Genomic DNA, 25,797 nt, shown 5'->3' with positions numbered 1-25,797 from the left:
CGACACAAAGCCCCGGGAGCCCAATAAGCTGGACCTGCCCGGGGATGGTTTCGGAACGGGATTCGTCCCGCTTTACACTTCTTCGTTGACGATCACTTTTTTGCCGCGCAGCTTCATCACAAACGGAATGGCGAGCCACAGCACGGCGATGATCAGGAAGATCAGGGACACCGGCTTCATGACGAAGATGGAAAAGTCGCCACTGGATATGGTCAGCGCCCGCCGCATGTTGTTTTCGATCATTGGTCCGAGGACCAACCCGAGAACGAGGGGCGCGATCGGGTAGTCGTTCTTCGAAAGAAAATAGCCGGCAACCCCGCACGCTAGCAGCAGCAATAAATGAAAGACGGACATCTGCACGGCGTATACGCCGAAGATGGAGATCGTCACGATAATCGGAATCAAGTATTTCGCCGGCGTTTCGATAATTTTGGCAAACACCTTCACCAATGGCATGTTGAGCAGCAGCAGCATGACATTTCCGATAAACATACTGGCGATAAGACCCCAAGCGATGCTAGGGTGCTCCTCGAACAGCAGCGGACCCGGCTGCACGTTGTACATGATAAGCGCCCCCATGAGCACGGCAGTCGTGCCCGTCCCGGGAATGCCAAGCATCAGCAGCGGAATCATCGCGCCGCCCGATGCGGCGTTGTTGGCCGATTCCGGACCGGCGACGCCTTCGATGGCGCCTTTGCCGAATTTCTCCGGATGCTTGCTGATTTTTTTCTCGAGCAGGTACGAGAGGAACGAGGCCAAGGTCGCCCCGGATCCGGGGACGATGCCTTTGAAGAAGCCGACGAGCGAGCCGCGCACAATCGGCATCGCACTGTCCTTCAAATCCTGCTTCGTCGGCAGGATGCGGTTGATTTTCGCAATTTCGCCGGTGTCCGCATCCTTCTCGAGGATGGTTTTGAACACTTCCCCAAGGGCGAACATCCCGACGGCGACGGTCAAGAACTCGATGCCCTGATACAGCTCGGGAATGTCAAACGTAAAGCGCGCCACGCCCGACACCGCGTCAATTCCGATCGTCGCCAGCGCCAAGCCGAATGCCGTCATCAGCAGCGCTTTCGTGATCGATTTCCCGGCCAGTCCGCTTAACGCGCACAGTCCAAGCACCATGAGCGAAAATTCTTCGGCGGGACCCATTTTGAGCGCCACGTTCGACAACGGCTCGGCCAGAAGCACCAGCCCGATCAAGGAAATTAAGCCTGCGACGAAAGAACCAATGGCCGCAATCGAGAGCGCCGCCCCTGCCCGGCCCTGCTTCGCCATCGGGTAACCGTCCAGGGCGGTAACGACGGAGGACGATTCCCCCGGCGTATTGAGCAGGATCGAGGTGGTCGAGCCGCCGTACATCGCTCCGTAATAAACGCCGGCCAGCAGGATGATCGAGCTGGTCGCGGCAGCTTCCGGCGGCAGTCCGCTTGTAAGCGAGGTAGTGACCGGGATCAGCAGAGCGACCCCGCTGATAGGCCCGATCCCCGGAAGAACACCGACCATCGTCCCGATCAATACGCCGGCAAAGGCAAACAGCAAGTTGTACCAGATCAGCGCCGTAGCAAACCCGCTGAGCAAATATTGTAACGTATCCATGAAGCCCTTCCCTCCCTAGCAATCCGAACGATTGCCGTCTCGCAAGCATTCGCTCAGAGGCCCAGCCAAGAAGGCAAGCCCGGCAAAGTGCCCTTCAGCAATTCGACATAGACGTAATAGACGCCGATGGAAAAGCCTGCGGAAATCATGGCCGAGTACAGCCATTTTCCCCGTTCCATCGTTTGAAAGCCGATCATCAGAAAAATAAACGTACTGATCACATAGCCGATTTCTTCAAGCAGCATAATATAGCCGATCGCGGAAGACAAAATGACGAGAAACCGCTTATAGTCCAGCCTCGCTACGCGGCCTTCCCCTTTAGGAGCGGCCGGGTATTTCAATGTTTCGTAGAACAGCCTCAAGCTGATCAGCATCAGCAGAATGCCAAGGCCGAGCGGAAAGATGTTCGGCCCCACATGGCTTCCGTAGGCGCTGCTGGAAATCGATAAACTGCCGTAAGCGAATGCCGTTCCGACCGCGAGAAAAACGATCGACATCGTGCGGTCAAATGCTTTGCTCATCGGACCAACCTCCTTGTCCTTACTTCGCCATGCCGAGCGCCGTCAGCATGTCCTTCACCTGCGATTCCTGTTGGGCGAGGAACGTTTTGAAGTCGGCCGCGTTCTTGTAATCTTTCTCCCATACGTTCGCCTGAAGCTCTTTTTTCCAGCCTTCGGAATCGGACATTTCTTTCAGCTTGGCATCCCAGAAGGCAAGCTCGTCCTTGCCCATTTCCTTCGGACCGAAGATGCCGCGCCAAATGTTAAATTCGGCGTCGATGCCCTGCTCCTTAAGCGTCGGGACGTCTTTCAACTCGCCGGAGAGCCGGTTCGGTGCCGTCACGGCCAGCACGCGCACCTTGCCCGCTTTGACATATTCGCCTACGCTGGAAGCGTCGGTCGCAATCACATCCGCGTTGCCGCCAAGCAGTGAGGTCATCGCTTCGCCGCCGCCATCGTACGAAACGTACTTTACTTTCTTCGGATCGATCCCCGACTTGTAGGCCGGAAGCACGGCAATCAGATGATCCATCGAGCCCGGCGCCGAGCCTCCCGCAACCGTTACCTTCGTCGGATCGGTCTTCAGCGCTTCGATCACCGATTTCATATCTTTAAACTTCGAGTTCGCGCTAACGACAAGCGCGCCGTAGTCCTTCGTAAGCTGCGCCAGCGGCGTCGTATCCTTGTGCCCGTACGGGCTGTTGCCTTCCTTCTTCAAGTTGTTGATCAGAATTGGCGGCGAGCTGACGAACAGCTTGTAATTGTCTTTCTTGTCCTTCGTCGCATATTCGGCCATGAAGACCGCTCCGCCGCCGCCCGGCTTATTTTCCACAGTGATGGGCTGACCGACCGCCTTGCTCTCGCCAAGCGTCTTGGCGACGGACCGCGCCGTCTTGTCCCAGCCGCCGCCTGCGCCAGACGGAGCGACGATGACGATAGGCTTCTCGGGGTACGAGGACGATTTGCCGGAGGCGGCCGGCTTGGCTCCGTCATTTGATTGTGGAGCGCCCCCGCCCGCACCGCATGCCGTTAAACTGAGCGCCAGCGCGCCGGTGAGCGCGATTTTCCAAGATTTGTTGGATAGCGTTTTCAATATCATAAGTGAGGACCTCCATTTTTGGTTTTGTCTTTACTTGATAGCGCTTTCTTTTTGATTGCTTCGTCATTGTAGCATTAAGCGCTTTCATGAGCCTAGCTTCTGATCATAAGTTGAATAATTCGCATTGTGCGCATTTTGCTCATTCTGTTCACGAAATGTTCAAAGATGTTTTTGCGTTCGAGCGACTTGCAATTTCGCTCCGCTTCCTTTATTCTAACAATTAGACCGGACGGTCAGATTAATAGTTGAGGTGCACGATGGCACGCAAACGTCCCGAAGAAGCGGAACAGACCCGCAAACACATACTCGCCACCGCCAAGGAGCTGTTTGTCCAAAAAGGATACAGTGCCACGTCGATTGACGATATTCGCGTGAACTCCGGCATGAGCAAAGGCAGCATCTACTATCACTTCAAAAGCAAAGAAGCTCTGTTCCTGAAATTGCTGGACGAGAACATGCAGGAATGGATTGAGCAATGGACGAAGCTGTCGTCTTCCTTGACGAGCGAAACCGAACGGCTATACGCGCTGGCCGATCATTTTGCGCTCGATCTTCAAAATCCTCTCATGAAAGCGGCAGAGGAATTTTCCGGCAGTCAAACCGCCGATCCCGACATCCTGAACTATTTGCTGACGCTTGCCAAGACGCCCCACCAGCATGTAAAGAACGTGCTGCAGGCCGGCATGGATAAGGGAGAATTCAAAAAAGACGACCCCGAGCAATTAACTTTCATTGTCATGGGAACGCTTGGCGGCTTGGGCGCCACTTATTATGAAAATTATTCGATGGACCAATTGATTGCCATTCATCGCAAGGCGATCGACACGATTCTGAACGGAATTCGGCCTGACTGAGCGGTTTTCCGTCTTTTTTCGAGCCTTATTAAACCGGACGGTCAGTTTATTATGAAGGAGGATTTATTTATGAGTCATTCGCCTATCCCCAACATTCATCCACCCTTATGGCGAAACCGCGTATTCCAAATCGTAGCTTTCGCCGACCTGCTGCAGCAGCTTGCGATATGGACGCGCAATATCGCCCTGCTCTTTTATGTCATGGAGATGACCAATAACGATCCGGTTGCCGTCTCTCTGCTCACGATGTTCGAATATTTGCCGATCTTTATTTTCTCGTTCATCGGCGGCACCTTCGCGGATCGTTGGAACCCGAAGAAAACGGTTATCGCTGGAGATACCTTGAGCGCGATCTCGATCGGAATCATTGCGCTGTGTATGATGTCCGGCCTGTGGCAGGCCGTCTTCGTAGCGACGATCGTATCCGCGGTAGTCAGCCAATTCTCGCAGCCGTCCTCCTCCATCCTGTTCAAAAAGCACGTTCCCGAGGAACAGGTCGGCTTGGCCGTCAGCATTACTCAAGGCTTGATGTCGATCTTCGTTATTGTCGGACCGATGATCGGCACGGCGATTTACACGACGCTGGGCATCCAGTATTCGTTGTTCGTGCTGATCGGATTATTTTTGCTTGCGGCGATCATTCAAATCGGGCTCCCATCATCGGAGCGTTCTACGGAATCGGCTCACAGCACGATCATGCAGGACATGGCCGAGGGCTTTCGCTACGTCAAGCAGAACCGGAACTTGGTCGTTATCGCCGCTATCTTCACTTTGATCGGTCTCGCTGTCGGGATCATTCAACCGCTCGACGTCTATATTCTGATCGAACGGCTCGGCCTCCACAAAGAAAATTTACAGTGGTTCTATGCCGTTTCCGGGATCGGGATGCTTCTTGGAGGGCTGCTTGCCGCAGCGCTTTCCTCCCGCGTTCAACGGTTCGCCAAGACGGTCATGTTTCTCGGCCTGCTGATCTTGGCTGCTTCGATCGCTTGCGAAGTGCTGTCCCGGTGGGTCCTCGTAACGGCCTCCATGCGCTTTTTCGTCGGGATTACGGAAGCTTTCCTGCAAATCGTGCTCAGCACGTTCATGATTAAACTGGTGCATGCCGACTACATCGGACGAACGAACGGTATTCTGGCTCCGCTCATGACCGGAGGCGTCTTGATCGGCTCGGGAGCTGCCGGGCTGTTGATGAGCTCGACCTCGTTGATGACAACGTTCTTCATCTCTGCAGCGCTTGTCGCTGCCGCCGCCTGCATCAGCCTGCAATTGTCGTTCCCTTCCGGCCAGATGACGAACGAGCCAGAGACGAAGGCGGGCATGGCCAAGAAAGAGTCGCTGCCAACTTTATAGTTTCAAGTGATCCGTCAGCTGTAATGAAAGATGCCTTTCAGGAAGGGTTTATTCCGTCCCGAAAGGCATCTGCTTTTTGTCGTGCTTACGATTGCTTCAAGCTTATAAGCAGCGCGCTCAGCCTCTTAATGTCGGCCATCAACCGCTGCCGGTCCGCATCAAGCTCCGGCTCCGGCTCTGCCATCAACTGGGTCAGCCTAAGCTCCAACCGGCCGATTTCGTTCTCCTGCCGCTGGTTTTCCGCCGAGGTATCGGCATCTCTTCGCTTGGTCGTATATTCGTCATACGTTCCCGGGAAAGCCGCTGCCCCCGTACCGTTCAAGATTAGCAGCCGGTTGGCGATGTTTCGCAGCAGATACCGGTCATGCGAAACAAGGACAAGCGCCCCTTGGTATTCGAGCAGCGCCTCCTCGACTTTCTCCCGCGTGTGGATGTCCAAATAATTCGTCGGCTCATCCAGTACAAGCAGATTGAACCCGCCAAAATACAGATGGAGAAACGCGACCCGGCATTTCTCGCCCATACTCAAGTCGCCGATCCGTTTAAACGCCTCGTCCCCGCTGAACAGGAAGCAGCCCAGAATGGTCCGTGCGTGGGACTGGGTCATATCCGGCAGCCGCAGCAGGCTATCCAGAATCGTCTCGTCCAGGTCCAACTGGTCGAGTTCCTGCGCGAAGTAACCGATTTTCGTCTGCGGATGAAGCTTGACTTTGCCCGAGGCCGGGGTTAAGCTCCCGGTCATGAGCCGCAGCAGCGTCGTTTTGCCTGCTCCGTTCGGTCCGATGACTGCGACCCGGTCCCCCCGATTAACGCTCGCGCTCAGCGCCTGAAAGATTTGTCTGCCGTCATCGTAGGCAAAGCGAACATTCTCGATCCGCAGCAGTGTCCCGGCCGCAAACGGCCGGTCCTGAAGCTGCATATGCAGGCTTCCTTCCTCACGGGGCTTCCGCACCCGGTCCCGGTCAAGCCGTTCGAGCGCCGCTTCCTTCGCCTTGAGCCGGGAAACGTTCTTTTTCGCCTTCGAGCGCAAAAAATCGTTTTGCCCCGCAGCTTGGTGCGCTTGGTTAAACCACTGCTGGTATCGCCGGATGCTCTCCAGAAGCTTCTCGCGGGCCTGCTCCTGCTTTTTATACAACGCTTCTTGCGACTTCAATTCAATATCCTTCTGCTTGCGGTAATCCGAATAACCTCCTGGGTACATCCGGCCGCCCTGTCCGGTCAGCTCGTAAATCGCCGACGCCGTTCGGTCCAGAAAATACCGGTCGTGCGAAACAAACAGCACAGTGCCTGCGTACTGCCGCAGCCACTGCTCCAGCCAGCTTAACGTTTCTTCGTCGAGATGGTTGGTCGGTTCGTCGAGCACAATGAATTTCGGCTCCCGAACCATCAGCCTCGCAAGCTGCGCCCTCGTTTTCTGTCCCCCGCTCAAACAGTGAAAAGGCTGCTGCCATAAGCTTGGATCAAGCTTCACCCGGTGCAAGCATTTGTCCGCTTGAAGCTCCCAACCATAGCCGCCCTGCTGCATATAGCGTTCGTGCAGCTCTCCGTACCGATCCAGCAGCTCCGCCGTTTCCTCCTGACTCATCCGCCGCTGCAAATCCTCCAGCCGAAGCCTCAGCGCATAGCGGCTCTCCGAGCCGGACAGCACGAAGTCCAGCACCGTCTTCTCCCGGACTCCGGCAGGATGCTGCTCCAGCCACCCCCACTCCTCCAAAGGCAAATGCCGATGCACGCTTCCGTGATCGAACGCCGTTTGACCCAGCAGTCCTTTTAGAAGCGTCGTTTTGCCCGTACCGTTCCGTCCGAAGATCGCGATCCGCTGCCCTTCGGCAATCTCTAGGGACACGTTCTCGAACAAGACCGTGCCGTCCCATTCCTTGCGTAAATCCGTTGCTTTTACGATTAGCATTGTGACATTCCTCCATTTCATGACAACAAAAAAACCGCAGCCCGGGGCTTACGGTCATATGCATGCATAAGAGAGGACAAGCAGCGCAGGCGCATACGGAAAAAACCGTCCGGCCCGGCAGCTTGCTAACCGTTCGTCGTTCGATCGAATGGACTCTCGTGGGCACACGTATCCCGTACGCTTTTCCCCGGGGAAAAACGTTTGCATTCCTGCAATTTGTTCCTAGGATAACGTGTTATCATATCATCGCCGCACAAGTCCTCCGGTTTCACAAGGATAAGTTGAATTCACTTTACCATAACGTTCCTTCGTAATCCAAGGGAGGAATTCGTTATACGAAAACTTTCATCACCGCTACCCCGCCTGACCCGGCTCCGGAGTCAGCATCTTGGCGCTGCGCCAATTCCCCCACACGTAATAAGCAACGGATATCACAATGCTGATGCAAAAGCCGATGGGAAAGCTCCACCAGAGCGCTTCGAGCCCGAACGTATTACCCAGGTAGTAGGCCAGCGGTACACGGATGCACCAGAGCGCCAGGAAGGCGGTAAGCAGCGGCACCATGACCGCGCCGGTCGAACGAACGACGCCAGAGACGACGAACGTAATCCCGAAGAGTACGAACGCCCACAGCGTAATATGATTGATGTTCATTCCGATGGCGATGGCCGCCTCGTCCTGCAGAAACAATTGCAGCGCTTGCTGGTTGAACACATAGATCAATCCGACGACTGCGCCCGTCATCACGAAGTTGAATGCAATCCCAAGCAGCGTCGTCTTATGCACCCGGTCCCATTTGCCCGCTCCGACGTTCTGCGCAGCCAGCGTCGACACGGCGCCGCCGATCGCCATCGCCGGCATTTGGACATAGCTCGAAAGCTGCATCGCTGCACCGAATGCTGCGGTTGCCATCGAGCCGAAGCTGTTCACCAGACTGACGATGGCAATGACGCTGGTCGAGACGACCATCATTTGCAAGCCCATCGGCAGCCCTTTTTTGACAAGCGAGACGATAATTTGCCGGTCCAGCCGAATATATCTCCGATCCGCACGGGTCAGGCGCAAAAAATAGCGCGTCCGGTACAAATAGACGATCAGGCCGACCAGACTTACCAGCTGTGCGATGACCGTGGCTACGGCCGCGCCGGCCGTTTCGAGCCGGGGAATCGGCCCCCACCCGAAGATAAATACGGGATTCAGCACGATATCGATCACGGTTGACAGCAGCAAAAAGTAGAACGGCGTCTTGGAATCCCCCGCGCCCCGCATGATCATCATCACGAAATTGTAAAAGAACATGAACGGCACGCCGACAAAAATAATGCGCAAATACGCGATGGCATAAGGCATTGCATCTTTGGGCGTCTGCATCCATTCCAGAATCGTTGACGAGAAAATAAAACCGATCACGGTGATGATCACCGCCAGGGTAATAAAAAACAGCGCGCTCGTACCGACCACGCGCTTGGCTTGCTCCTCATTTTGAGCGCCAATGCTTTGTCCGATCAAAATTGTGGAAGCCATCCCGATGCCGAATACAAGGCTAAGCAGGAAAAACATAATATTGTTTGCGTTGGAAGTGGCGGCGAAAGCGCTCTCACCAAGATAATTGCCAACCCAGATCGAGTTGATCGTTCCATTCAACGATTGGAGCACGTTGCCCATCAGCACCGGCAGAGCGAACAGCAGCAGCTTCTTGGCGATAGGACCTTCCGTCAAATTGACGCTTGCAGCGTTTGTTTTAGGCATTGTAATCCCTCCGGAGAAAAGAAAAGCGGCCCGGGAGGCCGCCCTTGATGCGCACACGCGGTAACGTGCCGCTTTCTCCATTATAATCCAGAACAGTCCGCGCGTAAATCGACCGCCTGCCTAACCCCGCTTACGCTTCCGGCTTTGCAGCCGAATCGGCGGCGGGAGCCGGGACGAGAGCCGGTTGATTCGCCACGGAATTCTGCTGACTCGTGCGATTCGTCAAGCTTTTGACCAGCTTCTCCACGTCCAGTCCGCTGACGCTCTTCAGCATTTCCGGGGCCGTCGCCATCAACTGCGTCACATAGTTGCTGACCCGCGCCGCGCCTTCGCCATGACCGGTATCGACGACCGTAAGCTTGTCGATCGATTTGATCGGCTCGGCCACCTTGCCCGCCAGCTCCGGCAGCATCTTGACGATGATGTCGAGAACGGCCGCCTCGCCGAACTTCTCGAACGCCTCCGCGAGCTTCTGCTTCGCTTCCGCTTCGGCCAAGCCGCGCAGCCGAATCACCTCCGCCTCCGCCGTCCCTTTGGCCCGCTCGGCATCCGCGATCGCCAGACCTTCAAGCCGCTTCTGCTCCGCCTGCGCTTTCGCTTCCGCTTCGATGCGGTACTGCATGGCGTCCGCTTGCGTGATCTGCTTCGCCTTCTCCGCTTCCGCCGCCTGAACGACCGCATACCGGTCGGCGTCCGCCTTCTTCTTCACCTCGGCGTCATACTGCTTCTCGCGGCGAAGAATCTCCTTCGCTTCGAGGTCGATTTCGCGTTCCTTCCGCACGAGCTCGACGCGCATTTGCTCCTCGACCACGCTTTGCTTCGAACGCGCCTCCTGGATGTGGTACGCCTGATCCGCTTCCGCGCGGGCCATATCCTGATCCTTCTTGAAGGCGGCTACCTTCAGCTCCTTCTCCTTCGAAGCCTCGGCGATGTTCGTGTCCCGCAGCAGCTCGGCCTTCTGCCCTTCCTCCTCGGCGCGCGCCTTCTGAATCCGCGAATCGCGGAGCGCTTCCGCTTCGGCGATTTCCGCATCCCGCTTCACGGCGGCAATTCTCGGCTTCCCGAGCGCCTCCAGATAACCCTGCTTGTCGCGGACGTCCTTAATCGTAAAGGAAACGATTTGCAGCCCCATTTTCTTCAAATCCTTGGCTGCGACGCCCTGCACCTCCTGCGCGAAGCGGTCCCGGTTCCGGTACACCTCCTCCACCGTCATCGAGCCGAGAATGGCCCGCAGGTGGCCTTCCAGCACTTCCTGCGCCTCTCCTTTAAGCGCTTCCGTCGGCTTGCCCATAAACTGCTCCGCCGCGGTAGCAACATCCTCGACGGACCCGCCGATCTTGATGATCGCCACGCCGTCGGCAAGCACCGGCACCCCTTGCTCCGTATATACTTCGGGAGTCGAGACATCGAGCTTGTGCGACAAGAGCGACAAAAACTCGGCCCGCTGGAACACGGGAAGAATGAACGAACCGCCGCCGCGTACGATTTTGATTTTGCGTCCGCTGTCGTCCGTCAAGACATTTTTGCTGCCCAGAAACGAACCGGTCACGATCATCGCTTCGTCCGGGCTGACCGTTTTGTACCGCGCCCAGAACGCCAGGCCTAACACGACGATGACGGCAACGACAATTATGGGTACCAACAAGGCATCGCTTATTCCATCCATCTGCATCGCTCCTTCGATAAGTAATTAATGATTGGAGTCCAGACAAGACACAAGCAGTGCGCCGTCCTTCACTTCCACCGTCACAACCTTGAGACCTGCCGCAATCTCCGTCCCGTCGAAGCTTTCCGCAATTTGATTCGTCACGCCGCCGCCGATCCGCATCACGACCTCGCCGCTGCCCCGCGCGGGGATGGGCACGGTCACCTCGCCGATGCGGCCGACCAAGTCCTGCATCGAGAAGGCGACCGAATTTTCGGTTCTCTCCATCGGCTTCACGTAGACAAAATAAATCAGCACGGCAGATGCAGCAGCGGCCAGCAGGGATAGGACAAAGACCGCCCCAGCCACCAAAGACGTATAGCCCGTCAGCAGCACCCCGGCCCCGCCGAGCACTGTAATTGCGCTGAAGAGCACCATCGGCTGCAGCCAGTGAAGCACGTCGCCGGACATGAAATCGAACATCCCGTCCAGTGCGTTGCTGAGCAAGTCGCCGAGCAGCACCGTCACCAAGGCGAATAGGACGCCGGTAATCAGCAGCCCCCAATACACTCCAAGCATGTCCTTCCCTCCCGACCGTCTAGGGTTATGTACTCCATTCGTAATACGCATCATACGCGTAAAAGTTTCGTTTTTTTTACCTCTATTTTCCTTATATATTTAAAATCAGGAAGTGACGCGGCACGCATTGATCACTTAACATTTCGTTTCGTTTACAATCCGTAGGCTATACGTATATAAAGCCGACTCCTTTATGTTAAGGGTCGGCTTTTATCGCGTATTATTTCGGAAGTCATTCCCACGGTCGCGTTTACTTCGACTTAAGCGCTAACATCTGATAAACCTCCCGGGAGTCTCCCTTAAGACGGACTTGTCCGTTCTGCATCTGCGAGGAGCCGTCGCCGTCCAGAAAAATGCCGTCGACCAGCCGTCCCGGCGAAATCGTCTCAAGCACCGCCCGGCGAAATTGTTCGACGGTGCACGGCTTGTCCGATACGAGCAGCCACAGGTTCTGCTGCCGGTCGAACACGGCTCCCGAGCGCAGCCTCGGATCGTCAAATGCCGGCATGTCCTCCTTTTTCGCCTGCTCGATCCAGCGCTCCTCCGCCCCAAGCGACATGCTGACCCCGCCTTGCGCCCAGTAGCGGTTCGGATCGGTCATTTTCAGCTCGCCGGCCTCGATCGCCACCTGCACGGAGAACGACCGCGTCACTTCGTCCCAGACGAGCGTCCCTTTCGGATAATCGATGTTGTACCATCCGGAACCGTAATCGTGGGGTTCGTCCTTCAGCGGCTTGCCGTTGACAACCGCTATACTGAGCAGGTCGCCGTTCCAGAAAAAGCCTCCGTTAATCCCGTAATCGGCCGTCGCAGTCACGTTGGTCACGATATGCTTCAGCTCGATATTGTCGGGAGCCGTCCGCATCGCATGCAGCTTCACTCCGTTCGCCGCCGCATACGTGGCGTATGTATAATGAACGGGAACCGGCTTTTCCCGAGGGGTTGTCCAATAGGCGGACAAAATGACGGCAATTAAATTGCCCAGCAAAAATCCCGCAAGCAAAAGCTGGAGCTGACGTTCGTTTCCGCGGGCCAGACGGTTTCTCAGAACAGCTATCATCGGCGCATCCCCATTTCATCGGAAATCATAGTCATAGATTCGTAGTCTTAATCTATGAGATTCAGGGACGGATTATGATCGGCGTTATGGCTTGACAACGCCTTTTTTGAGCACGATGTTCGCATACAACGCCCCCTCGCCCGTCGCAACGACGGCATACGCTTGCTTGGCTCGCTCATAGAACGCAAACCGCTCCACAAATGCCGGCTCTGCGGCTTCCGGCGCGTGCTTCTTGACAATCGTACGGTATTCGTCCCAGATGACCGGCTTCACCGGATCGCCGGGAACGACGCCCATTAAGGCGACCGAATGCTCCGCATACGAATCCAATGGAAAAAAGGTCAATATCGCATCGAGCAGCTCGGGTACCCCATGTCCGTCACAGCGGACCAGACGCTGCGCATGGCTTGCCGCCGGAAAATTGGCGTCGGCCAGTACCAATTCGTCGCCGTGCCCCATTTCCATCATAATTTTGAACAATTCGGGGGAAAGAATCGAAGGAATGCCTTTTAACATGTCCATACCTCCAAAGGGCTAGTCTCGTTCCGCCGTATCGCGGCGTTCAAGCTAATCCTAGGGCAGCAGACCAGTTTTTGTCAACGTCTTCGCTGGCGGGGTGGTCGATTAAAAAATAGCACCGTTTCCCATACTAATTTCATTCGATCCGCTTAAGACGAAGGAGCCATCCCTATGAATCTGACAACAGGCAAGCTGCTGTGGCCGGATACCCTGCCGGATTCGCCCGCCTATCCGAGGCTGGAAGATGATATCGAATGCGACTGTATCGTCATCGGCGGAGGCGAAGCTGGCGCAATTATTTCGTATACACTGCATAACCGGGGCGTAGATACGGTTGTCGTCGACAAACGGAGACTCGCTTCGGGCACCGTATCGGCCAGTACCGGTCTCCTGCAGTGGATGAACGATACGCCGCTGCTTTCCATGATTCATTCGTTCGGCGAAGAGAAGGCCGTTCGCTTCTATAAGCTGTGCGAGCAGGCCGTGCAGCAGATCGGGCTTGTCACGCGGCGGCTTGATTTCTCCCCGGATTTTATCCGCCGCGACAGCTTATGTTACGCTTCAAGCGCAGACGATGTGCCGAAGCTTAAGCAGGAATACGAAGTGCTGACAAAGCACGGATTTCCAGTACAGTATCTGGAAGCCGCATCGATCGCAGCACGGTACTCCTTTCGCAAGCCGGGCGCCATCCTGTCTCAGGCCGATGCCGAGCTGAACCCCTATAAATACGCAAACGCTTTAATCCGCACCGCCCATCGGCAAGGAATGCGCGTATTTCAAGAGACGGAAGTGCTTCGGCATCAGACCGGGAAGAACCACATCGTATTCTATACGAACGATAACCGTAGAATTAAAGCACGCACAGCCGTCTTTGCTACCGGCTTCGAAACCATGGAAATCATCCGGCATCCCAACACCGTATTCACCAGTTCGTATGTCATCGCCACCCAGCCGCTAGACGTCTTCCCCGGATGGCCGAACCGCTGTCTCATCTGGGAAACCGCCCGCCCTTACGTCTACATCCGTACGACCGCGGACAACCGGATCGTTGTCGGCGGCAAAGATGAGAACACGAGCGTCCCGGAGGAACGGAAGAGGCATTTGAGCTCGAAGAGCGATCAACTGCTTCAGGCCGTGCAGCAGCTGTTTCCGGAAGCCGGCAGCTTGCGGGCGGAATACGCCTGGTCCGCCGCCTATGGGCGAACCCGCGACGGATTGCCGATGATCGGCGCCATGGAACAATTCCCCCATTGCTACTTCGCGATGGTATACGGAGGGAACGGTACCGTCTACAGTATGATTGCAGCGCAAATTATAGCCGGCCTGCTTACCGAAGGCCGCCACCCTGACGCCGATCTTGTCCGCATAGACCGTCCGACGCACAGCCTATGGACTCCCGTGTAAACAAAGCGTTGGCATCCGCCGTCCCGATAAGGTACTATGGGTAGAGGATCAACAGGATCCTCTCTCTATTTTATATCTTCGAAAAAGCGGGTGAAGTATTCCAATGGAAGAAGTCGTCATTATCGGGGCCGGCCCTTGCGGCTTATCCGCGGCCCTGGAGCTGCAGAAGATCGGCATCGATCCTCTCATTATCGAAAAAGAGTGCGTTGTGCATTCGATATACTTATATCCGACGTACATGCAGTTTTTCAGCACGCCGGAGCTGCTTGAGATCGGCGGTTACCCGTTCTCGACGCCTAACGATAAGCCTTATCGGCTGGAGGCTTTGAATTATTACCGGAATGTGGCGGCCCGCAGCGGCGTGCGCATTCGTCCTTACCATACGGCAACCCAGTTGGCGGTACAGCCGGGCGGAACCTTCGAGCTGACGGTGCAGAATCGTTTCGGCGCAATTACAACGATAGCTGCGCGTCATGTCATTGTCGCCACCGGCTATTTCTCACAGCCGAATATGCTCGGCATTCCGGGAGAGGAATTAAGTAAGGTGACGCACTACTTCCGCGAAGCTCATCCGTATACCGGCACGAAGGTCGCGATCATCGGCGGAAGCAACTCCGCGATCGATGCCGCGATGGAGCTGCTGCGGGCGGGCGCCGAGGTGACCGTCGTTTACCGGGGCGAAACCTACTCGCCGGTCATTAAGCCGTGGGTTAAGCCGATCTTCGAAAGCATGGTCAATAAAGGCCGCATTCGGATGCTGTTTCAATCCCGGGTCGTCCGCATCACGGAAACGTCCGTCACCGTATCTCGCGAAGGACACGAAGAGGAATTTGATAACAACTTCGTTCTGGCGCTGACCGGCTTCCGTCCGGACCGCGGTCTGTTGGCGGGAGCCGGGGCCGTTGTATCAGAGCCGGAAGGGATTCCCCAATACGACCCGGCCACGATGGAAACGACCGTTCCCGGGCTGTTCGTCGCCGGAGTCATCGCTTCGGGCGCGAACGCCAACGAGGTATTTATCGAGACCGGCCGTTTGCACGGCGGATTGATTGCAAAACGGATCGCCACTTGCGATCCTGCAATTAACTAAAGAAAGGTCGACCTGGACATCAATGTCCGGGCCGACCTTTTTATTACGCGTATGTAATACTCCAATTAAAAAATAAGTTCCTTCTCCCGCTGCGTCAACCGCCGGCCCGCAATATCGACCACGAGCTTCCCGTCCGACAGTCCCCAGATGCGCGAGCCGAATTTTTCCGCGAGCTCCACCTGATGCAGACTGCAAAACACAAGAAGCTTATGCTTCTGGCAGATGGACTTAAAATCCTGCATGACGAGGCTCGCCGCCTCCGGGTCCAAGCCGGACACCGGTTCGTCCGCAAATATTACCTTGGCTCCCTTGATTAGCGCCTTGCAGATCGCTACGCGCTGCTTCTCCCCGCCGCTCAGCTTCTCCACCGGCTCGTGCGCTTTGTCGAGCAGTCCCACTTTATCGAGGTAATCCATCGCTTCCATATGGTCGTCTTCGGAAACGGTATTCGTCAGAAAGCGCCACCACGATTTCTTGAACAGCAGTGCGCCGAGCACATTTTTCAAAGCCGTCTTTTTCAAATTGAGGCTCGGCTTTTCCTCCAGGTAGGCCCACTGCTTGTTCAGTCGGAACTTCTCCCAGATGCTGGAACCCGAAATATCCTTTCCGTCGTAAATATACTGGCCCTCGTTCCATTTTTCCTTGAGCATCAAGCACCGGAAAAAGGTCGTTTTGCCGCTCCCGCTTGCGCCGAGCAGCGCCACCAGTTCCCCCTCGTCCGCTTGAAAGCTGATGCGGTCCAGAACGCGCTGCCCGGATGGGAACGATTTGGTTAGATTGCGTACGATGATCATCCGTCCGATGTCTCCTTTGTTCGAGCCAAGGCAATTGCAGGCTTGTTGTGTCTTGGTATAAATATAACATGTTCTGCCACATAAAAACCATAAAGGAGCACATCCTATTAGATGCTTATCCCGTATATCCCGAAGAGGAGGAACAACGCGTGAAGCACCAATTGGTCAAGCTCGTCTCCGAGCAAGCGGGCATTACCGAAGGGCAGGCGGACGCAGCAGTCGAAGCGGTCATCGGCTATTTCAAAACCCGTCTCCCGGACGAAATGAACGATGAAATCGCCAATCTGGCCATCGGGCACAATAACGACGCCGAAGCTTAGCAGATGCGGAAAAACGGTAAAACTGCCCGTTCCCGGGGTTTTACCGTTTTCGTTTTCACTTCTCTTGCACATCCCCGTCAGTGCCATTCTTCCGCTACTGAGGATTCGTCTCCTTCGGAATTTCATTCAAATTCGGAGGGCGGTCCGCCGCCTTCCCGGCATGCATCGCCGCTTCTTCTTCCGTAAATTTGTTCTCCTTGAAATTCGGATTGGTTCTCGTATTCGCCTTGACGCTATCCATGTTCGGCTCACCTCCAATCGACCGTAATATGCCGCTTCCGGGACAGAATTATACGGACCGCCGATTTTCCTTAAAGAAAACTTAATAATGGACTCGACAATCATTTACATATTTTACAACCCGGTTGAATTATAATAGACTGATCATAGACTTACTATTTTTACAGCGTTAGGATGGGGTCTGAAACCGATGGAAGAAGCGGAAATGACACGGCATTTGGAGCGAATGCAGATGCAGCTTTACTCACTCGTGGAAGAAAAAGGTAGCTTCGTCGATCCGCGGGTAGTAGAGCTCAGCCAAAAAATAGATCGTCTGATCTTGTCCATCCAACGTCTTCGGATGCAGGAACGGATAAAATAACCGGGGCTGGACGGGCCTCTTTTTTGTGCCCTGTACTTGCAATATGTTACATGGTATGTTATATTGAAACCAAGGAAAATCAAGGATTTTTCCGACAACTGCACTTAAGTCCCCTGCCAAATACAGCTTATTGATGCACTCTCAAACCCTAATGAGAAGGAGCGATGCACCATGAGTTACGAAGTACGCGAGCCGCAGGAGAAAAAAATTTCCGTCGAGCTGACCTTGAACGAAGCTTTGGCATTGACCGGCGTTCGATTCCGGCAAAACCACAAACTGGAAGTCGATGCGATGCAAAAAATTAAAAAGCAGCTCGAAGAGCAAATCATCGACAAGCGCCGCAACCTGCAATAACCAAACAGATTGTGAAACGACACCCGGACCCCGTTTCTGCAAGCCCTTGCAGCGGGGTCTTTATTTGTTTGCTCCGCTTTTTTCGTTATAATAAGGTCATGCTACAGAGAAGTAAAGGAGAACTGAAAATGAAACAAGAAATTGCCTCCACCATCGATCTGCACGCCCCGTCGTTCACGGAGATTTCCCGGTTTATCGGCGAGAACCCCGAGCTGGGCCACGAGGAATGGAAGGCGTCGGCACGCCTGATCGAAGCGTTGAAGGAGCACGGCTTCACCGTACAAGCCCCTTACGCCGGACTGCCGACGGCATTTCTCGGGACGTACGCCGCAAGCAAGCCGGGACCGACCATCGCCTTCTTGTGCGAGTACGATGCGCTGCCGGAGCTGGGACATGCTTGCGGACATCATCTGATCTGCGTCATGGGCCTTGCGGCGGCCGTCGGGCTGAAAGCGGTCATTGACCAGCTCGGCGGCACGATTCGGGTATACGGCACCCCGGCGGAGGAAACGAAAGGCGGGAAGGTCGATATGGCGGCCGCCGGCCTGTTCGACGACGTCGACGTCGCCTTGATGGCTCACCCGTACTATGCGTACGAGAAATCGGGAAGCTCGCTCGCCATGGATGCGCTGGAATTCGAGTTTTTCGGCAAGGCGGCTCATGCCGCGGCAAGCCCGTATGAAGGCGTCAACGCGCTGGACGCGGTGCTGCTTCTGTTCCAATCGATCGGCGCACTGAGGCAGCAGCTTCGCAGCCATGCGCGGATTCACGGCATTATCACCGAGGGCGGCAAAGCCCCGAACATTATTCCGGATTACGCAGCTGCGCAGTTTTATGTCCGATCCGCAAACCGTCCATATACGGACGAAACCGTGCAAAAGGTGATCCGCTGCGCAGAAGGCGCCGCGCTGCAAACCGGTTGTACGATGAAATGGTCTAATTACGAGTACTCTTATGACGAACTGATTACCAATGATCATTTGTCGGACACGTTTACCCGCAATCTCACCGGTCTGGGCATCCGGGAAGACGAGATCGAATACGGCAAGGACCACGGCTCGCTGGATCTTGGGAACGTATCGCGGCATTGCCCGTCGATCCACCCGTACGTCAAGGTCGTCGACGAAAAGCATTTGCTGCATACAAAGGAATTCCGCGATCTGGCCATGCTGCCCCGGGCCTTCGAAGGCATGCTGCTAGGCGCCAAAGCGCTGGCATTTACCGCCTACGATGTACTGGCCGACCCTGCCCTGCTGCAGTCGATCCGCGCCGAATTCGAACGCAGCGTGAACGCTGCCGAATAAACGAAACGCCAAAAAGCCGCGACCCGGTTTCGAACCGGATGTTCGCGGCTTTATTTTTTTATAAGAATACGGTTGCTTAGAGCACCTTGGCCAAAAACTCTTTCGTCCGCGGATGCTGAGGATTCGAGAAAATATCGGACGGATTGCCCTGCTCTACGATCTTTCCCCCGTCCATGAAGATGAGGCGCTTGCCCACTTCTCGGGCAAAGCCCATCTCGTGTGTGACGACGACCATCGTCATGCCTTCGGCAGCCAGCTCCTTCATGACATCGAGCACCTCGCCGACCATCTCCGGATCCAGCGCAGAGGTCGGCTCGTCGAACAGCATGACGGCCGGCGACATCGCGAGCGCCCTAGCGATCGCGATCCGCTGCTTCTGTCCGCCGGACAGCTGCGACGGGTAGCTGGACGCCTTGTCCGCCAACCCGATGCGCCGCAGAAGCTGCTGCGCAATCTTATCGGCCTCCGGCTTGCTGGCGTTTTTCAGCTTCTGGGGAGCCAGCGTAATGTTCTCTTGCACGGTCATATGCGGGAACAGGTTGAACTGCTGGAACACCATCCCCATCCGTTGCCGCAGCTGATTGATATCGTGCTTGCCGCGCAGCAGCGACACCCCGTCGAATTCGATGTCTCCCCCCGTCGGCTCTTCGAGGAGGTTCAGACAGCGCAGAAATGTGCTTTTGCCCGATCCGCTCGGTCCGATGACGACGACGACCTCGCCTTTCGCGATCTCGATATCGATTCCGGTCAATACATGGTTAGATCCGAACGACTTTTGTAAACCGGTTACTTTAATCAGAGGACTTCATCCTCCTTTCCGCGACGCCGAGCAGCTTGGTCAGCGTAAACGTCATGATGAAGTAAATGATCGCCGCCAGGATGAGCGGCTCAAACGGCTGGAACGTATTGCCCCGCACCGTGTCGGCTTTGTACATCAGCTCGCCGATCCCGATGACGGAGACGATGGATGTTTCCTTGATCACCACGATAAATTCGTTGCCGAGCGCCGGGAGAATGTTGCGCAGCGCCTGCGGCAAAATGATAAAGCGCATCGCCATCGCGTGCGGCATTCCGAGGGAACGAGCCGCTTCCATTTGTCCCTTGTCGATCGACTGGATGCCCGCGCGGAACGTCTCCGCCACGTATGCGGCGCTGTTGATGGACAACGCGATAATCGCCGCCATCATATCGGGAAACGATGAACCGATTCCCGGCACCTCGGGAAATTGAATGCCCAGTTTCGGCAGCCCGTAATAAAAAATATACAGCTGCACAAGCATCGGCGTCCCGCGGATGAACTCGATATAGGAAACCGCGAACGCTTTAAGCGGCCAAAAGCGGGACATGCGCATCAAGGCAATGACCATGCCGAGCAGCACCCCGAAAATGACGGTGAAGATGGACAAAATGAGCGTCATCTTCGCTCCGTCGATAAAAAACATGTAGTATTTGGATAAAAATGAAAAATCCATGCGTCCCCCCCCCTTTCTATCAAATAAGCGTTATAACCGAACAAAAACCCGCCGGAGAATTCCGCTCAGGTTTTTGTCGGAGTGCTGCAAGGAACGGACGGTCCCGCCCTCTTGCTTATTGCGTATCGACTTGCTCGTTCGCTTCAGCTACCATTTTATCGATGGACTTGGCGCCCATCAGGCGGTCCAACGTTTTGTTCATCGCTTCCACGAGATCAGAGCTACCTTTCTTCACAGCAATGGCCGATCCGCTGTCTTCCGTACTCAGCTTAATGTCCGCAAGCACCAAATCTTTGTTTTTGCTGAGGTAAGCTTCGGCTACCGGCTGCTCGACGACGAGAGCTTCGACTTTTTTGTTTTTCAGCTCCAGCATCAAGTCAGAAATTTTGCCGAGCGCCTTCAGCTCGGAACCTGGCATTTGCTCTTTAATGATTTTTTCTTGGGTCGCACCTTTTTGACCGGCGACTTTCTTGCCTTTCAGGTCATCGATGGACTTGTATTTATCTTTGTCCTCCGCGCGGACAGCCACGCGTTGGATAGCCGTGTAGTAGATTTTGGAGAAATCCACGTTCTTCTTGCGTTCTTCCGTCGGCGTCATACCGGCGAGAATGAAGTCGATGTTGCCGGAATCCAGAGCGGCAAGCAGACCTTCGTATTTCATATCTTTGATTTCGAGCGTAACACCGAGGTCTTTGGCAATCTCTTTGGCGATCTCGATATCAAAGCCGATGATTTCATCCTTTTTGTTGATTTCCTTGTGGAACTCGTACGGTGGATAGTCGGCGCTCGTGCCTAATACGATTTTGCCCGCTTTTTTAATTTGTTCAAGCTTGGAGTCCTTGGACGCCGGTGTCGTTGCGGCCGCATCTCCCCCGGTTGCCGGCTTGTCGGCGGTCGTTGCTGCAGGCTTCGTGCCGCATGCGGATACGATCAGCGTAAAGCAGAGGAGCATGAAGATGATGGCTTTGTTTTTAGTCACTGGTCAAATCTCCTTTCTCTTTAACTTGTACATTATATAATAGACGTTCGCCATTTACAATCCGTTTATGCATGTTCATGAATAAAGCATGGAATAGAACTAGGAAATATGGAACAAAATAACATTCGATATGTCGACCGGACCGCCGGAGGCTTACTCATTCATCCCAAAGACCTAACCCTCCCTCCTCGAAAGGTGGTTCGACAGGCTTGGAAGCGAAAAAAACTTGGGACCTGGAAGCCGTTTCCTCTATTCCGCTGATCATGACTTTGGGCAATTCCATGCTAATTCCCGTCTTACCCGCTTTAGAACGAACGCTGCATGTGACCTCTCTGCAAATCAGCCTGCTGATCACGGTATATTCCGTCGTCGCGATCGTACTGATTCCGATTGCGGGCTATTTATCGGACCGCTTCGGTCGTAAAAAAATCATTATTCCAAGCCTCCTGATCGCCGGAGCCGGCGGATTGCTCTGTGCCCTGGCGCCTTGGCTCAATCAAAATGCGGCCTACGCCCTCATTCTGGCAGGCCGGTTCATCCAAGGAATCGGCGCTGCGGGAGCCGCTCCGATCGTCATGCCGCTGGTGGGCGACATGTTCCAAAAAGAAAGCGACGTCAGCAGCGGGCTCGGCATGATCGAGACGTCGAATACGTTCGGCAAAGTGCTCAGTCCGATTTTAGGCTCGCTGCTTGCGTTGTGGACGTGGACCGCGGTTTTTTATGCAATTCCGGCGCTGTGTCTCGTCTCTGTTCTGTTGGTCGCCTTCCTGGTCCAGACCCCTAAGTCCGAGCTCAAACAAGATATGAGCTTCGGCAGCTTTGCCGCGATGCTGAGGACGATCGCCCGCAACGAAGGACGGTGGCTGACGGCCACCTTCGTCATCGGGGTCATTGCGATGTTCGTCTTATTCGGCATCCTGTTCTACTTGTCCGAAACGTTGGAGGAGCGCTTTGGGATTCGAGGGCTGGTCAAAGGCTGCTTGATCGCCGTGCCTTTATCCGCTTTATGTCTGGCGTCCTATCTGGCCGGCAAAGCGATCGGGGAAAACAAACCGCGGATGAAATGGCTGACCGTCGCCGGGCTCGTCTTGCTTGGAGGCTCGCTCGTCGGTATGGCGTGGCCCGGAGTCACCCGGCTGTGGCTGCTGTTCGTCTGGGTCGCGCTCGGGGGCGTAGGAATCGGGACCGCCCTCCCGTGCCTGGACGCTTTGATTACCGAAGGAATCAAGAAGGAGCAGCGGGGGACGGTAAGTGCGGTGTACAGCAGCATGCGCTTTATCGGGGTAGCCGCCGGGCCGCCGTTCATCTCCGTTGGAATCAAATGGCCGTCGGCCGCGCTGTTCGGGCTGCTCGCGGGCATCGTACTGGCAGGAGTCCTCGTCGCGCTGTTCGCCATGAAGCCCGAACAGGAGGCGGCTGTCACGGCAAAAAGCCGTTGAGTCTTTGCTCAACGGCCGGGGTAAGCCAAGGGATGACGGTTATCCGACGAGCTTGGGCTTCGTCATAAAATCGAACAGTTGCTTGGTCAAGCCGCCCTTGCCGAATTTCAAATACGTCCCTTTCGTCCGATCCTGCGGCTGCAGCGAGGCCAGAAAGGCCAGGACGGCCTGACGGCGCTGGACAATATCCTGCACGCCGAACCGGTACAGCCACTCGTCAATCGTATTATAAATGCCCCGATTGAGGCCATAGCGTTCAAAGCAGTGCGTTACGAACCGGTGATCGGGAAGCTGAAGCACGTCAGCCTCATCGAATTGCCCGGAAAGGAAGGTATGGGTAAGCACTCACAATCACTCCTTGTTTTTTCCTTAAATGGTAAACGAATAATCGTGCCTCAGCGCCGGAACGCCGGACGGGGCCTTCTCCGGTTCCGATCCCATCACGCGATCCAGAATCATCTTTTCGTAGTAGGCAAAGCCGCTGTCTCGTTCCCGCGGCCGGGCCAGAGAAATCGGGATATTCAGGGCAATCGCGCCGTCCTCGATGAGCACGACCCGGTCGGCCAGCGCGACGGCTTCGCTGACATCGTGCGTAACGAGAACGGCGGAGAACCCCTGTTCCAGCCACAGTCGTTCGATCAACCGCTGCATCTCGATGCGGGTGAGCGCGTCAAGCGCGCCGAGTGGCTCATCAAGCAGCAGCAGGCGCGGAGCGCCGGCCAGCGCCCGGGCGAGCGCGATTCGCTGCTTCTGTCCGCCGGACAATATCCCGGGCCATTCGTCGTCCCGCTCCTCCAAGCCGACCAAGCGAAGCGCTTCACGCGCCTTCGCCCGATCCCCCGTCTTCACGCCGATCTGCACGTTCGCCAGTACTTTTTTCCACGGAAGCAGCCGGGCTTCCTGGAACAGCAGCCTCGTGTCGGGGTCGATTCCTTCAAGCTCCCTCCCATCCAACAGCATGGTGCCTTCGTCGGCCTTCTCCAACCCGCCCACGAGCCGGAGCAGCGTGCTTTTCCCACAGCCGCTTCGGCCGACGACGGCCACAAACTCGCCCGCATTCAAATCGAGCGTAATCTCTTTCAGCACGGCACGATCTCCGAACCGCTTGGTCACACGACGGATATTCAGTTGGATACCGCCTTGTCTTGCTTTCATACGGAACCCTCCTTCGGTTCAAGGTCAGGCTTTCTTAAAGTTCGGGTGCCACTGCAGCCAGCGCCGCTCAAGCCCTTTGGCCAGCGCATCTGACAGCTTCCCAAGCAACGCGTAGATGATGATGCTGAGCACCACGACGTCCATCTGCATGAATTCCCGCGCATGCATCGCCATATAGCCGATGCCCGAATCGGCGGAGATCGTCTCGGCAACGATCAACGTGATCCACATGATCCCAAGCGCATAACGCACCCCGACCAAAATGCTGGGAAGCGCGCCGGGAAGGATGACCTGCCAGAACAGCGGGAGGCCCTGCAAGCCGTATACTTTGCCCATTTCAATCAATCCCGGATCGACAGTGCGGATACCGTGAAACGTATTCAGGTAAACCGGAAAGGCGCAGCCCAGCGCAACCAGAAACAACTTCGCCTCCTCCCCGATGCCGAACCATAGAATGACGAGCGGAATGAGGGCCAGATGCGGGATCGTGCGGATCATCTGCATGGACGAGTCGGTCAGCTTCTCCAGCAGCGGCGACACTCCGTTCGCGAGTCCGAGCGCCAGACCGATCCCCCCGCCGACGGCAAAGCCGAGCAATGCCCGCTTCGTGCTGATCCCGATATGTTGGAGCAGCGTGCCTTTCTCGGCAAGCGGAATAAATGCCTGAATGACCTGCAAAGGCGTCGGCAGAATGCGGGTCGAGATGAGCCCGATCTGTCCTAGCGCCTGCCATATCAGCACAATAGCGACCGGGACGAGCCAGGGCAGCCAGCCTTTAGCGCGCGAGTCGCGGAATGCGGCCTTCATCGGCTTGCACCTCGTTTTCTTTGATGAATAAGGGGTCTTGCTTCGTCGGCAGGTCGTTGTTGGCGATAATTTCACCGAACGGACTTGCCGAGGAAACGCCGGCGGCTGCAGCTTCCGATTGGCCGAAGCTCCCCGTCGGATTGCGCTTCAACGGCAGGAGCGGGAACACCAGTTCCGCCATCCGGTAAGCCTCTTCCAGATGCGGGTAACCGGATAAAATAAACGTGTCGATGCCCAGCTCCGCATATTGTTTCATCCGGGCCGCCACCGTCTCGGGATCTCCGACGAGCGCCGTTCCCGCGCCGCCGCGCACCAGGCCGATACCGGCCCACAGGTTCGGGCTGATCTCCAACCCTTCTCGTTTCCCACTGTGCAGCTCCGCCATCCGACGCTGCCCGACGGAGTCGAAACGGGCGAACACCTGCTGCGCTTGCGCGATCGTCTCGTCATCCACATAGCGGATCAGCTCGTCGGCAGCGCTCCAAGCCTCCTGCTCCGTCTCCCGGACGATCACGTGGAGCCGGATGCCGAACCTCACCTGCCGCCCCTTCGCTTCCGCCAGCTTGCGCACGCGCTTGATTTTGTCTTCGACCTGAGCTGGCGGCTCGCCCCAAGTCAAGTACACGTCGATATGTTCCGCTGCGATCGACTGGGCGATGTCGGAGGAGCCGCCGAAATAAAGCGGAGGATGCGGCTTTTGCAGCGAAGGATACAGCAGCGTACCGCCTTTGACAGTCAAATAGTCGCCCTCGAAGGTGACTTCCCCGTCCTCGAGCCCCTTCCGCCATATGTGCAAAAATTCGTCCGTCAGCTCATAGCGCGACGCATGATCGAGGAACAAGCCGTCGCCGGCGTTTTCCACCGGATCCCCACCGGTGACCACATTGATCAGCAGCCGCCCGCCGGACAAACGATCCAGCGTGCCAGCCATGCGGGCCGACAGCATCGGCGACATCAGTCCCGGGCGGATAGCAACCAGAAACTTGAGACGCTTGGTCTGCGGAACGAGCGCCGAGGCGACGATCCATGCGTCTTCGCACGATTTCCCCGTCGGCAGCAGCACGCCTCCGTATCCGAGCCGGTCGGCCGCCTGGGCGATTTGACTCATATACGAAAAATCAACGGAGCGGGCTCCCTTCAGCGTGCCCAAGTAGCGTCCGTCTCCGTGTGTCGGGATAAACCAGAACACTTCCATCGTCCGTCATCCTTTCC

General features: G+C 55.9%; 27 protein-coding genes. 9 read left to right on the top strand and 18 right to left on the bottom strand.

Annotation, left to right across the window (positions count from 1 at the left end; all coding sequences use genetic code 11):
* Nucleotides 1-72 precede the first annotated feature (72 nt).
* Genes QMG93_RS08380 through QMG93_RS08370 form a run of 3 tightly spaced genes read right to left on the bottom strand, consistent with a single transcriptional unit; the run spans nucleotide 73 to nucleotide 3,198 of the window.
* Nucleotides 73-1,599 (bottom strand): tripartite tricarboxylate transporter permease, encoded by a 1,527-nt coding sequence (locus tag QMG93_RS08380; RefSeq protein WP_281935333.1) that lies wholly within the window; start codon nucleotides 1,597-1,599, stop codon nucleotides 73-75.
* A gap of 53 nt (nucleotides 1,600-1,652) precedes the next feature.
* Nucleotides 1,653-2,120, bottom strand: coding sequence for a tripartite tricarboxylate transporter TctB family protein (locus QMG93_RS08375; protein ID WP_281935332.1), 468 nt, complete (start codon nucleotides 2,118-2,120; stop codon nucleotides 1,653-1,655).
* Nucleotides 2,121-2,139: 19 nt separating this feature from the next.
* The gene (locus QMG93_RS08370; RefSeq protein ID WP_281935331.1) at nucleotides 2,140-3,198 is read right to left on the bottom strand and encodes a Bug family tripartite tricarboxylate transporter substrate binding protein; all 1,059 of its coding nucleotides are present in this window, start codon (nucleotides 3,196-3,198) and stop codon (nucleotides 2,140-2,142) included.
* Nucleotides 3,199-3,455: 257 nt separating this feature from the next.
* Here QMG93_RS08370 and QMG93_RS08365 point away from each other — a divergent pair, with 257 nt between their 5' ends.
* Both QMG93_RS08365 and QMG93_RS08360 read left to right on the top strand, forming a co-directional pair.
* Nucleotides 3,456-4,052: a TetR/AcrR family transcriptional regulator gene (locus tag QMG93_RS08365; protein ID WP_281935330.1), complete on the top strand. Its 597-nt coding sequence runs from the start codon at nucleotides 3,456-3,458 to the stop codon at nucleotides 4,050-4,052.
* 69 nt (nucleotides 4,053-4,121) lie between these two features.
* Nucleotides 4,122-5,405, top strand: a complete 1,284-nt coding sequence (locus tag QMG93_RS08360; RefSeq protein WP_281935328.1) for an MFS transporter — start codon at nucleotides 4,122-4,124, stop codon at nucleotides 5,403-5,405.
* An 85-nt stretch (nucleotides 5,406-5,490) separates the two neighbouring features.
* Here the strand turns inward: QMG93_RS08360 and abc-f are convergent, their stop codons facing one another.
* The 6 genes from abc-f to fucU all read right to left on the bottom strand — a co-directional run bounded on the left by abc-f (nucleotide 5,491) and on the right by fucU (nucleotide 12,863).
* Nucleotides 5,491-7,314, bottom strand: a complete 1,824-nt coding sequence (gene abc-f, locus QMG93_RS08355) for a ribosomal protection-like ABC-F family protein (RefSeq protein ID WP_281935326.1) — start codon at nucleotides 7,312-7,314, stop codon at nucleotides 5,491-5,493.
* Between the two features lie 354 nt (nucleotides 7,315-7,668).
* The gene (locus tag QMG93_RS08350) at nucleotides 7,669-9,063 is read right to left on the bottom strand and encodes an MATE family efflux transporter (protein WP_281935324.1); all 1,395 of its coding nucleotides are present in this window, start codon (nucleotides 9,061-9,063) and stop codon (nucleotides 7,669-7,671) included.
* 130 nt (nucleotides 9,064-9,193) lie between these two features.
* A complete protein-coding gene (locus tag QMG93_RS08345) occupies nucleotides 9,194-10,729 on the bottom strand; it encodes a flotillin family protein (RefSeq protein ID WP_281935323.1) in 1,536 nt (511 codons plus the stop codon).
* Between the two features lie 24 nt (nucleotides 10,730-10,753).
* Complete coding sequence (locus QMG93_RS08340; protein WP_025849531.1) at nucleotides 10,754-11,287, bottom strand: hypothetical protein; 534 nt, start codon at nucleotides 11,285-11,287, stop codon at nucleotides 10,754-10,756.
* Between the two features lie 250 nt (nucleotides 11,288-11,537).
* Nucleotides 11,538-12,347 (bottom strand): hypothetical protein, encoded by an 810-nt coding sequence (locus QMG93_RS08335; RefSeq protein ID WP_281935320.1) that lies wholly within the window; start codon nucleotides 12,345-12,347, stop codon nucleotides 11,538-11,540.
* A gap of 84 nt (nucleotides 12,348-12,431) precedes the next feature.
* Nucleotides 12,432-12,863: an L-fucose mutarotase gene (fucU, locus tag QMG93_RS08330; RefSeq protein WP_281935318.1), complete on the bottom strand. Its 432-nt coding sequence runs from the start codon at nucleotides 12,861-12,863 to the stop codon at nucleotides 12,432-12,434.
* 174 nt (nucleotides 12,864-13,037) lie between these two features.
* Here fucU and QMG93_RS08325 point away from each other — a divergent pair, with 174 nt between their 5' ends.
* Together QMG93_RS08325 and QMG93_RS08320 are read left to right on the top strand one after the other, a co-directional pair.
* Complete coding sequence (locus tag QMG93_RS08325) at nucleotides 13,038-14,270, top strand: NAD(P)/FAD-dependent oxidoreductase (RefSeq protein WP_281935316.1); 1,233 nt, start codon at nucleotides 13,038-13,040, stop codon at nucleotides 14,268-14,270.
* Between the two features lie 103 nt (nucleotides 14,271-14,373).
* Nucleotides 14,374-15,360 (top strand): YpdA family putative bacillithiol disulfide reductase, encoded by a 987-nt coding sequence (locus QMG93_RS08320; RefSeq protein ID WP_281935314.1) that lies wholly within the window; start codon nucleotides 14,374-14,376, stop codon nucleotides 15,358-15,360.
* Nucleotides 15,361-15,425: 65 nt separating this feature from the next.
* On the opposite strand, the gene QMG93_RS08315 is transcribed toward QMG93_RS08320, so the two are convergent.
* The gene (locus QMG93_RS08315; RefSeq protein ID WP_281935312.1) at nucleotides 15,426-16,154 is read right to left on the bottom strand and encodes a phosphonate ABC transporter ATP-binding protein; all 729 of its coding nucleotides are present in this window, start codon (nucleotides 16,152-16,154) and stop codon (nucleotides 15,426-15,428) included.
* Nucleotides 16,155-16,303: 149 nt separating this feature from the next.
* On the opposite strand from QMG93_RS08315, the gene QMG93_RS08310 reads away from it, so the two are divergent.
* A complete protein-coding gene (locus tag QMG93_RS08310; protein ID WP_281935309.1) occupies nucleotides 16,304-16,474 on the top strand; it encodes a hypothetical protein in 171 nt (56 codons plus the stop codon).
* Nucleotides 16,475-16,568: 94 nt separating this feature from the next.
* Here QMG93_RS08310 and QMG93_RS08305 read toward each other — a convergent pair whose 3' ends face one another.
* Entirely contained in the window at nucleotides 16,569-16,715 is a 147-nt protein-coding gene (locus QMG93_RS08305; RefSeq protein WP_281935307.1) for a hypothetical protein, read from the bottom strand.
* Between the two features lie 189 nt (nucleotides 16,716-16,904).
* Between QMG93_RS08305 and QMG93_RS08300 the strand changes: the two genes are divergently transcribed.
* The 3 genes from QMG93_RS08300 (at nucleotide 16,905) to QMG93_RS08290 (ending at nucleotide 18,733) form a co-directional block, all read left to right on the top strand.
* Nucleotides 16,905-17,075 (top strand): aspartyl-phosphate phosphatase Spo0E family protein, encoded by a 171-nt coding sequence (locus QMG93_RS08300; protein WP_281935304.1) that lies wholly within the window; start codon nucleotides 16,905-16,907, stop codon nucleotides 17,073-17,075.
* 171 nt (nucleotides 17,076-17,246) lie between these two features.
* Nucleotides 17,247-17,429 carry a hypothetical protein gene (locus QMG93_RS08295; RefSeq protein ID WP_163856323.1) on the top strand — a complete coding sequence of 61 codons (183 nt, stop codon included), beginning with the start codon at nucleotides 17,247-17,249 and terminating at the stop codon, nucleotides 17,427-17,429.
* 128 nt (nucleotides 17,430-17,557) lie between these two features.
* Nucleotides 17,558-18,733: a M20 family metallopeptidase gene (locus tag QMG93_RS08290; protein WP_281935300.1), complete on the top strand. Its 1,176-nt coding sequence runs from the start codon at nucleotides 17,558-17,560 to the stop codon at nucleotides 18,731-18,733.
* Between the two features lie 76 nt (nucleotides 18,734-18,809).
* Here QMG93_RS08290 and QMG93_RS08285 read toward each other — a convergent pair whose 3' ends face one another.
* The 3 genes from QMG93_RS08285 to QMG93_RS08275 all read right to left on the bottom strand — a co-directional run bounded on the left by QMG93_RS08285 (nucleotide 18,810) and on the right by QMG93_RS08275 (nucleotide 21,184).
* Complete coding sequence (locus tag QMG93_RS08285) at nucleotides 18,810-19,532, bottom strand: amino acid ABC transporter ATP-binding protein (protein WP_281935471.1); 723 nt, start codon at nucleotides 19,530-19,532, stop codon at nucleotides 18,810-18,812.
* Nucleotides 19,525-20,205, bottom strand: a complete 681-nt coding sequence (locus QMG93_RS08280) for an amino acid ABC transporter permease (RefSeq protein WP_063180672.1) — start codon at nucleotides 20,203-20,205, stop codon at nucleotides 19,525-19,527. Before QMG93_RS08280 ends, QMG93_RS08285 begins: the two co-directional genes overlap by 8 nt.
* Before the next feature lie 115 nt (nucleotides 20,206-20,320).
* Complete coding sequence (locus QMG93_RS08275) at nucleotides 20,321-21,184, bottom strand: transporter substrate-binding domain-containing protein (protein ID WP_127461032.1); 864 nt, start codon at nucleotides 21,182-21,184, stop codon at nucleotides 20,321-20,323.
* Nucleotides 21,185-21,447: 263 nt separating this feature from the next.
* Here QMG93_RS08275 and QMG93_RS08270 point away from each other — a divergent pair, with 263 nt between their 5' ends.
* Nucleotides 21,448-22,623, top strand: coding sequence for an MFS transporter (locus tag QMG93_RS08270; protein ID WP_413789276.1), 1,176 nt, complete (start codon nucleotides 21,448-21,450; stop codon nucleotides 22,621-22,623).
* Between the two features lie 39 nt (nucleotides 22,624-22,662).
* Here the strand turns inward: QMG93_RS08270 and QMG93_RS08265 are convergent, their stop codons facing one another.
* The 4 genes from QMG93_RS08265 to ssuD are packed head-to-tail and all read right to left on the bottom strand — an operon-like array spanning nucleotide 22,663 to nucleotide 25,780.
* Nucleotides 22,663-22,968: an RNA-binding protein gene (locus QMG93_RS08265; RefSeq protein ID WP_281935294.1), complete on the bottom strand. Its 306-nt coding sequence runs from the start codon at nucleotides 22,966-22,968 to the stop codon at nucleotides 22,663-22,665.
* 24 nt (nucleotides 22,969-22,992) lie between these two features.
* Nucleotides 22,993-23,778, bottom strand: a complete 786-nt coding sequence (locus QMG93_RS08260; RefSeq protein WP_281935292.1) for an ATP-binding cassette domain-containing protein — start codon at nucleotides 23,776-23,778, stop codon at nucleotides 22,993-22,995.
* A 24-nt stretch (nucleotides 23,779-23,802) separates the two neighbouring features.
* Nucleotides 23,803-24,585, bottom strand: coding sequence for an aliphatic sulfonate ABC transporter permease SsuC (ssuC, locus tag QMG93_RS08255; protein WP_281935290.1), 783 nt, complete (start codon nucleotides 24,583-24,585; stop codon nucleotides 23,803-23,805).
* Nucleotides 24,554-25,780 (bottom strand): FMNH2-dependent alkanesulfonate monooxygenase, encoded by a 1,227-nt coding sequence (gene ssuD / locus QMG93_RS08250; RefSeq protein WP_281935288.1) that lies wholly within the window; start codon nucleotides 25,778-25,780, stop codon nucleotides 24,554-24,556. The genes ssuC and ssuD overlap by 32 nt, the downstream gene beginning before the upstream one ends.
* Nucleotides 25,781-25,797 lie beyond the last annotated feature (17 nt).

The organism is Paenibacillus tyrphae (genome assembly GCF_027925525.1).
In the GTDB taxonomy this organism is placed as follows: domain Bacteria; phylum Bacillota; class Bacilli; order Paenibacillales; family NBRC-103111; genus Paenibacillus_G; species Paenibacillus_G tyrfis_B.
This window is presented reverse-complemented; position numbering and strand designations above follow the sequence as displayed.

What these genes read in the sequence shown, in the direction of transcription:
- QMG93_RS08380 (WP_281935333.1), bottom strand. Translation starts at nt 1,599, where the DNA reads ATGGATACGTTACAATATTTGCTCAGCGGGTTTGCTACGGCGCTGATC.
- QMG93_RS08375 (WP_281935332.1), bottom strand. Translation starts at nt 2,120, where the DNA reads ATGAGCAAAGCATTTGACCGCACGATGTCGATCGTTTTTCTCGCGGTC.
- QMG93_RS08370 (WP_281935331.1), bottom strand. Translation starts at nt 3,198, where the DNA reads ATGATATTGAAAACGCTATCCAACAAATCTTGGAAAATCGCGCTCACC.
- QMG93_RS08365 (WP_281935330.1), top strand. Translation starts at nt 3,456, where the DNA reads ATGGCACGCAAACGTCCCGAAGAAGCGGAACAGACCCGCAAACACATA.
- QMG93_RS08360 (WP_281935328.1), top strand. Translation starts at nt 4,122, where the DNA reads ATGAGTCATTCGCCTATCCCCAACATTCATCCACCCTTATGGCGAAAC.
- abc-f (WP_281935326.1), bottom strand. Translation starts at nt 7,314, where the DNA reads ATGCTAATCGTAAAAGCAACGGATTTACGCAAGGAATGGGACGGCACG.
- QMG93_RS08350 (WP_281935324.1), bottom strand. Translation starts at nt 9,063, where the DNA reads ATGCCTAAAACAAACGCTGCAAGCGTCAATTTGACGGAAGGTCCTATC.
- QMG93_RS08345 (WP_281935323.1), bottom strand. Translation starts at nt 10,729, where the DNA reads ATGGATGGAATAAGCGATGCCTTGTTGGTACCCATAATTGTCGTTGCC.
- QMG93_RS08340 (WP_025849531.1), bottom strand. Translation starts at nt 11,287, where the DNA reads ATGCTTGGAGTGTATTGGGGGCTGCTGATTACCGGCGTCCTATTCGCC.
- QMG93_RS08335 (WP_281935320.1), bottom strand. Translation starts at nt 12,347, where the DNA reads ATGATAGCTGTTCTGAGAAACCGTCTGGCCCGCGGAAACGAACGTCAG.
- fucU (WP_281935318.1), bottom strand. Translation starts at nt 12,863, where the DNA reads ATGTTAAAAGGCATTCCTTCGATTCTTTCCCCCGAATTGTTCAAAATT.
- QMG93_RS08325 (WP_281935316.1), top strand. Translation starts at nt 13,038, where the DNA reads ATGAATCTGACAACAGGCAAGCTGCTGTGGCCGGATACCCTGCCGGAT.
- QMG93_RS08320 (WP_281935314.1), top strand. Translation starts at nt 14,374, where the DNA reads ATGGAAGAAGTCGTCATTATCGGGGCCGGCCCTTGCGGCTTATCCGCG.
- QMG93_RS08315 (WP_281935312.1), bottom strand. Translation starts at nt 16,154, where the DNA reads ATGATCATCGTACGCAATCTAACCAAATCGTTCCCATCCGGGCAGCGC.
- QMG93_RS08305 (WP_281935307.1), bottom strand. Translation starts at nt 16,715, where the DNA reads ATGGATAGCGTCAAGGCGAATACGAGAACCAATCCGAATTTCAAGGAG.
- QMG93_RS08300 (WP_281935304.1), top strand. Translation starts at nt 16,905, where the DNA reads ATGGAAGAAGCGGAAATGACACGGCATTTGGAGCGAATGCAGATGCAG.
- QMG93_RS08295 (WP_163856323.1), top strand. Translation starts at nt 17,247, where the DNA reads ATGAGTTACGAAGTACGCGAGCCGCAGGAGAAAAAAATTTCCGTCGAG.
- QMG93_RS08290 (WP_281935300.1), top strand. Translation starts at nt 17,558, where the DNA reads ATGAAACAAGAAATTGCCTCCACCATCGATCTGCACGCCCCGTCGTTC.
- QMG93_RS08280 (WP_063180672.1), bottom strand. Translation starts at nt 20,205, where the DNA reads ATGGATTTTTCATTTTTATCCAAATACTACATGTTTTTTATCGACGGA.
- QMG93_RS08270 (WP_413789276.1), top strand. Translation starts at nt 21,448, where the DNA reads ATGACTTTGGGCAATTCCATGCTAATTCCCGTCTTACCCGCTTTAGAA.
- QMG93_RS08260 (WP_281935292.1), bottom strand. Translation starts at nt 23,778, where the DNA reads ATGAAAGCAAGACAAGGCGGTATCCAACTGAATATCCGTCGTGTGACC.
- ssuC (WP_281935290.1), bottom strand. Translation starts at nt 24,585, where the DNA reads ATGAAGGCCGCATTCCGCGACTCGCGCGCTAAAGGCTGGCTGCCCTGG.
- ssuD (WP_281935288.1), bottom strand. Translation starts at nt 25,780, where the DNA reads ATGGAAGTGTTCTGGTTTATCCCGACACACGGAGACGGACGCTACTTG.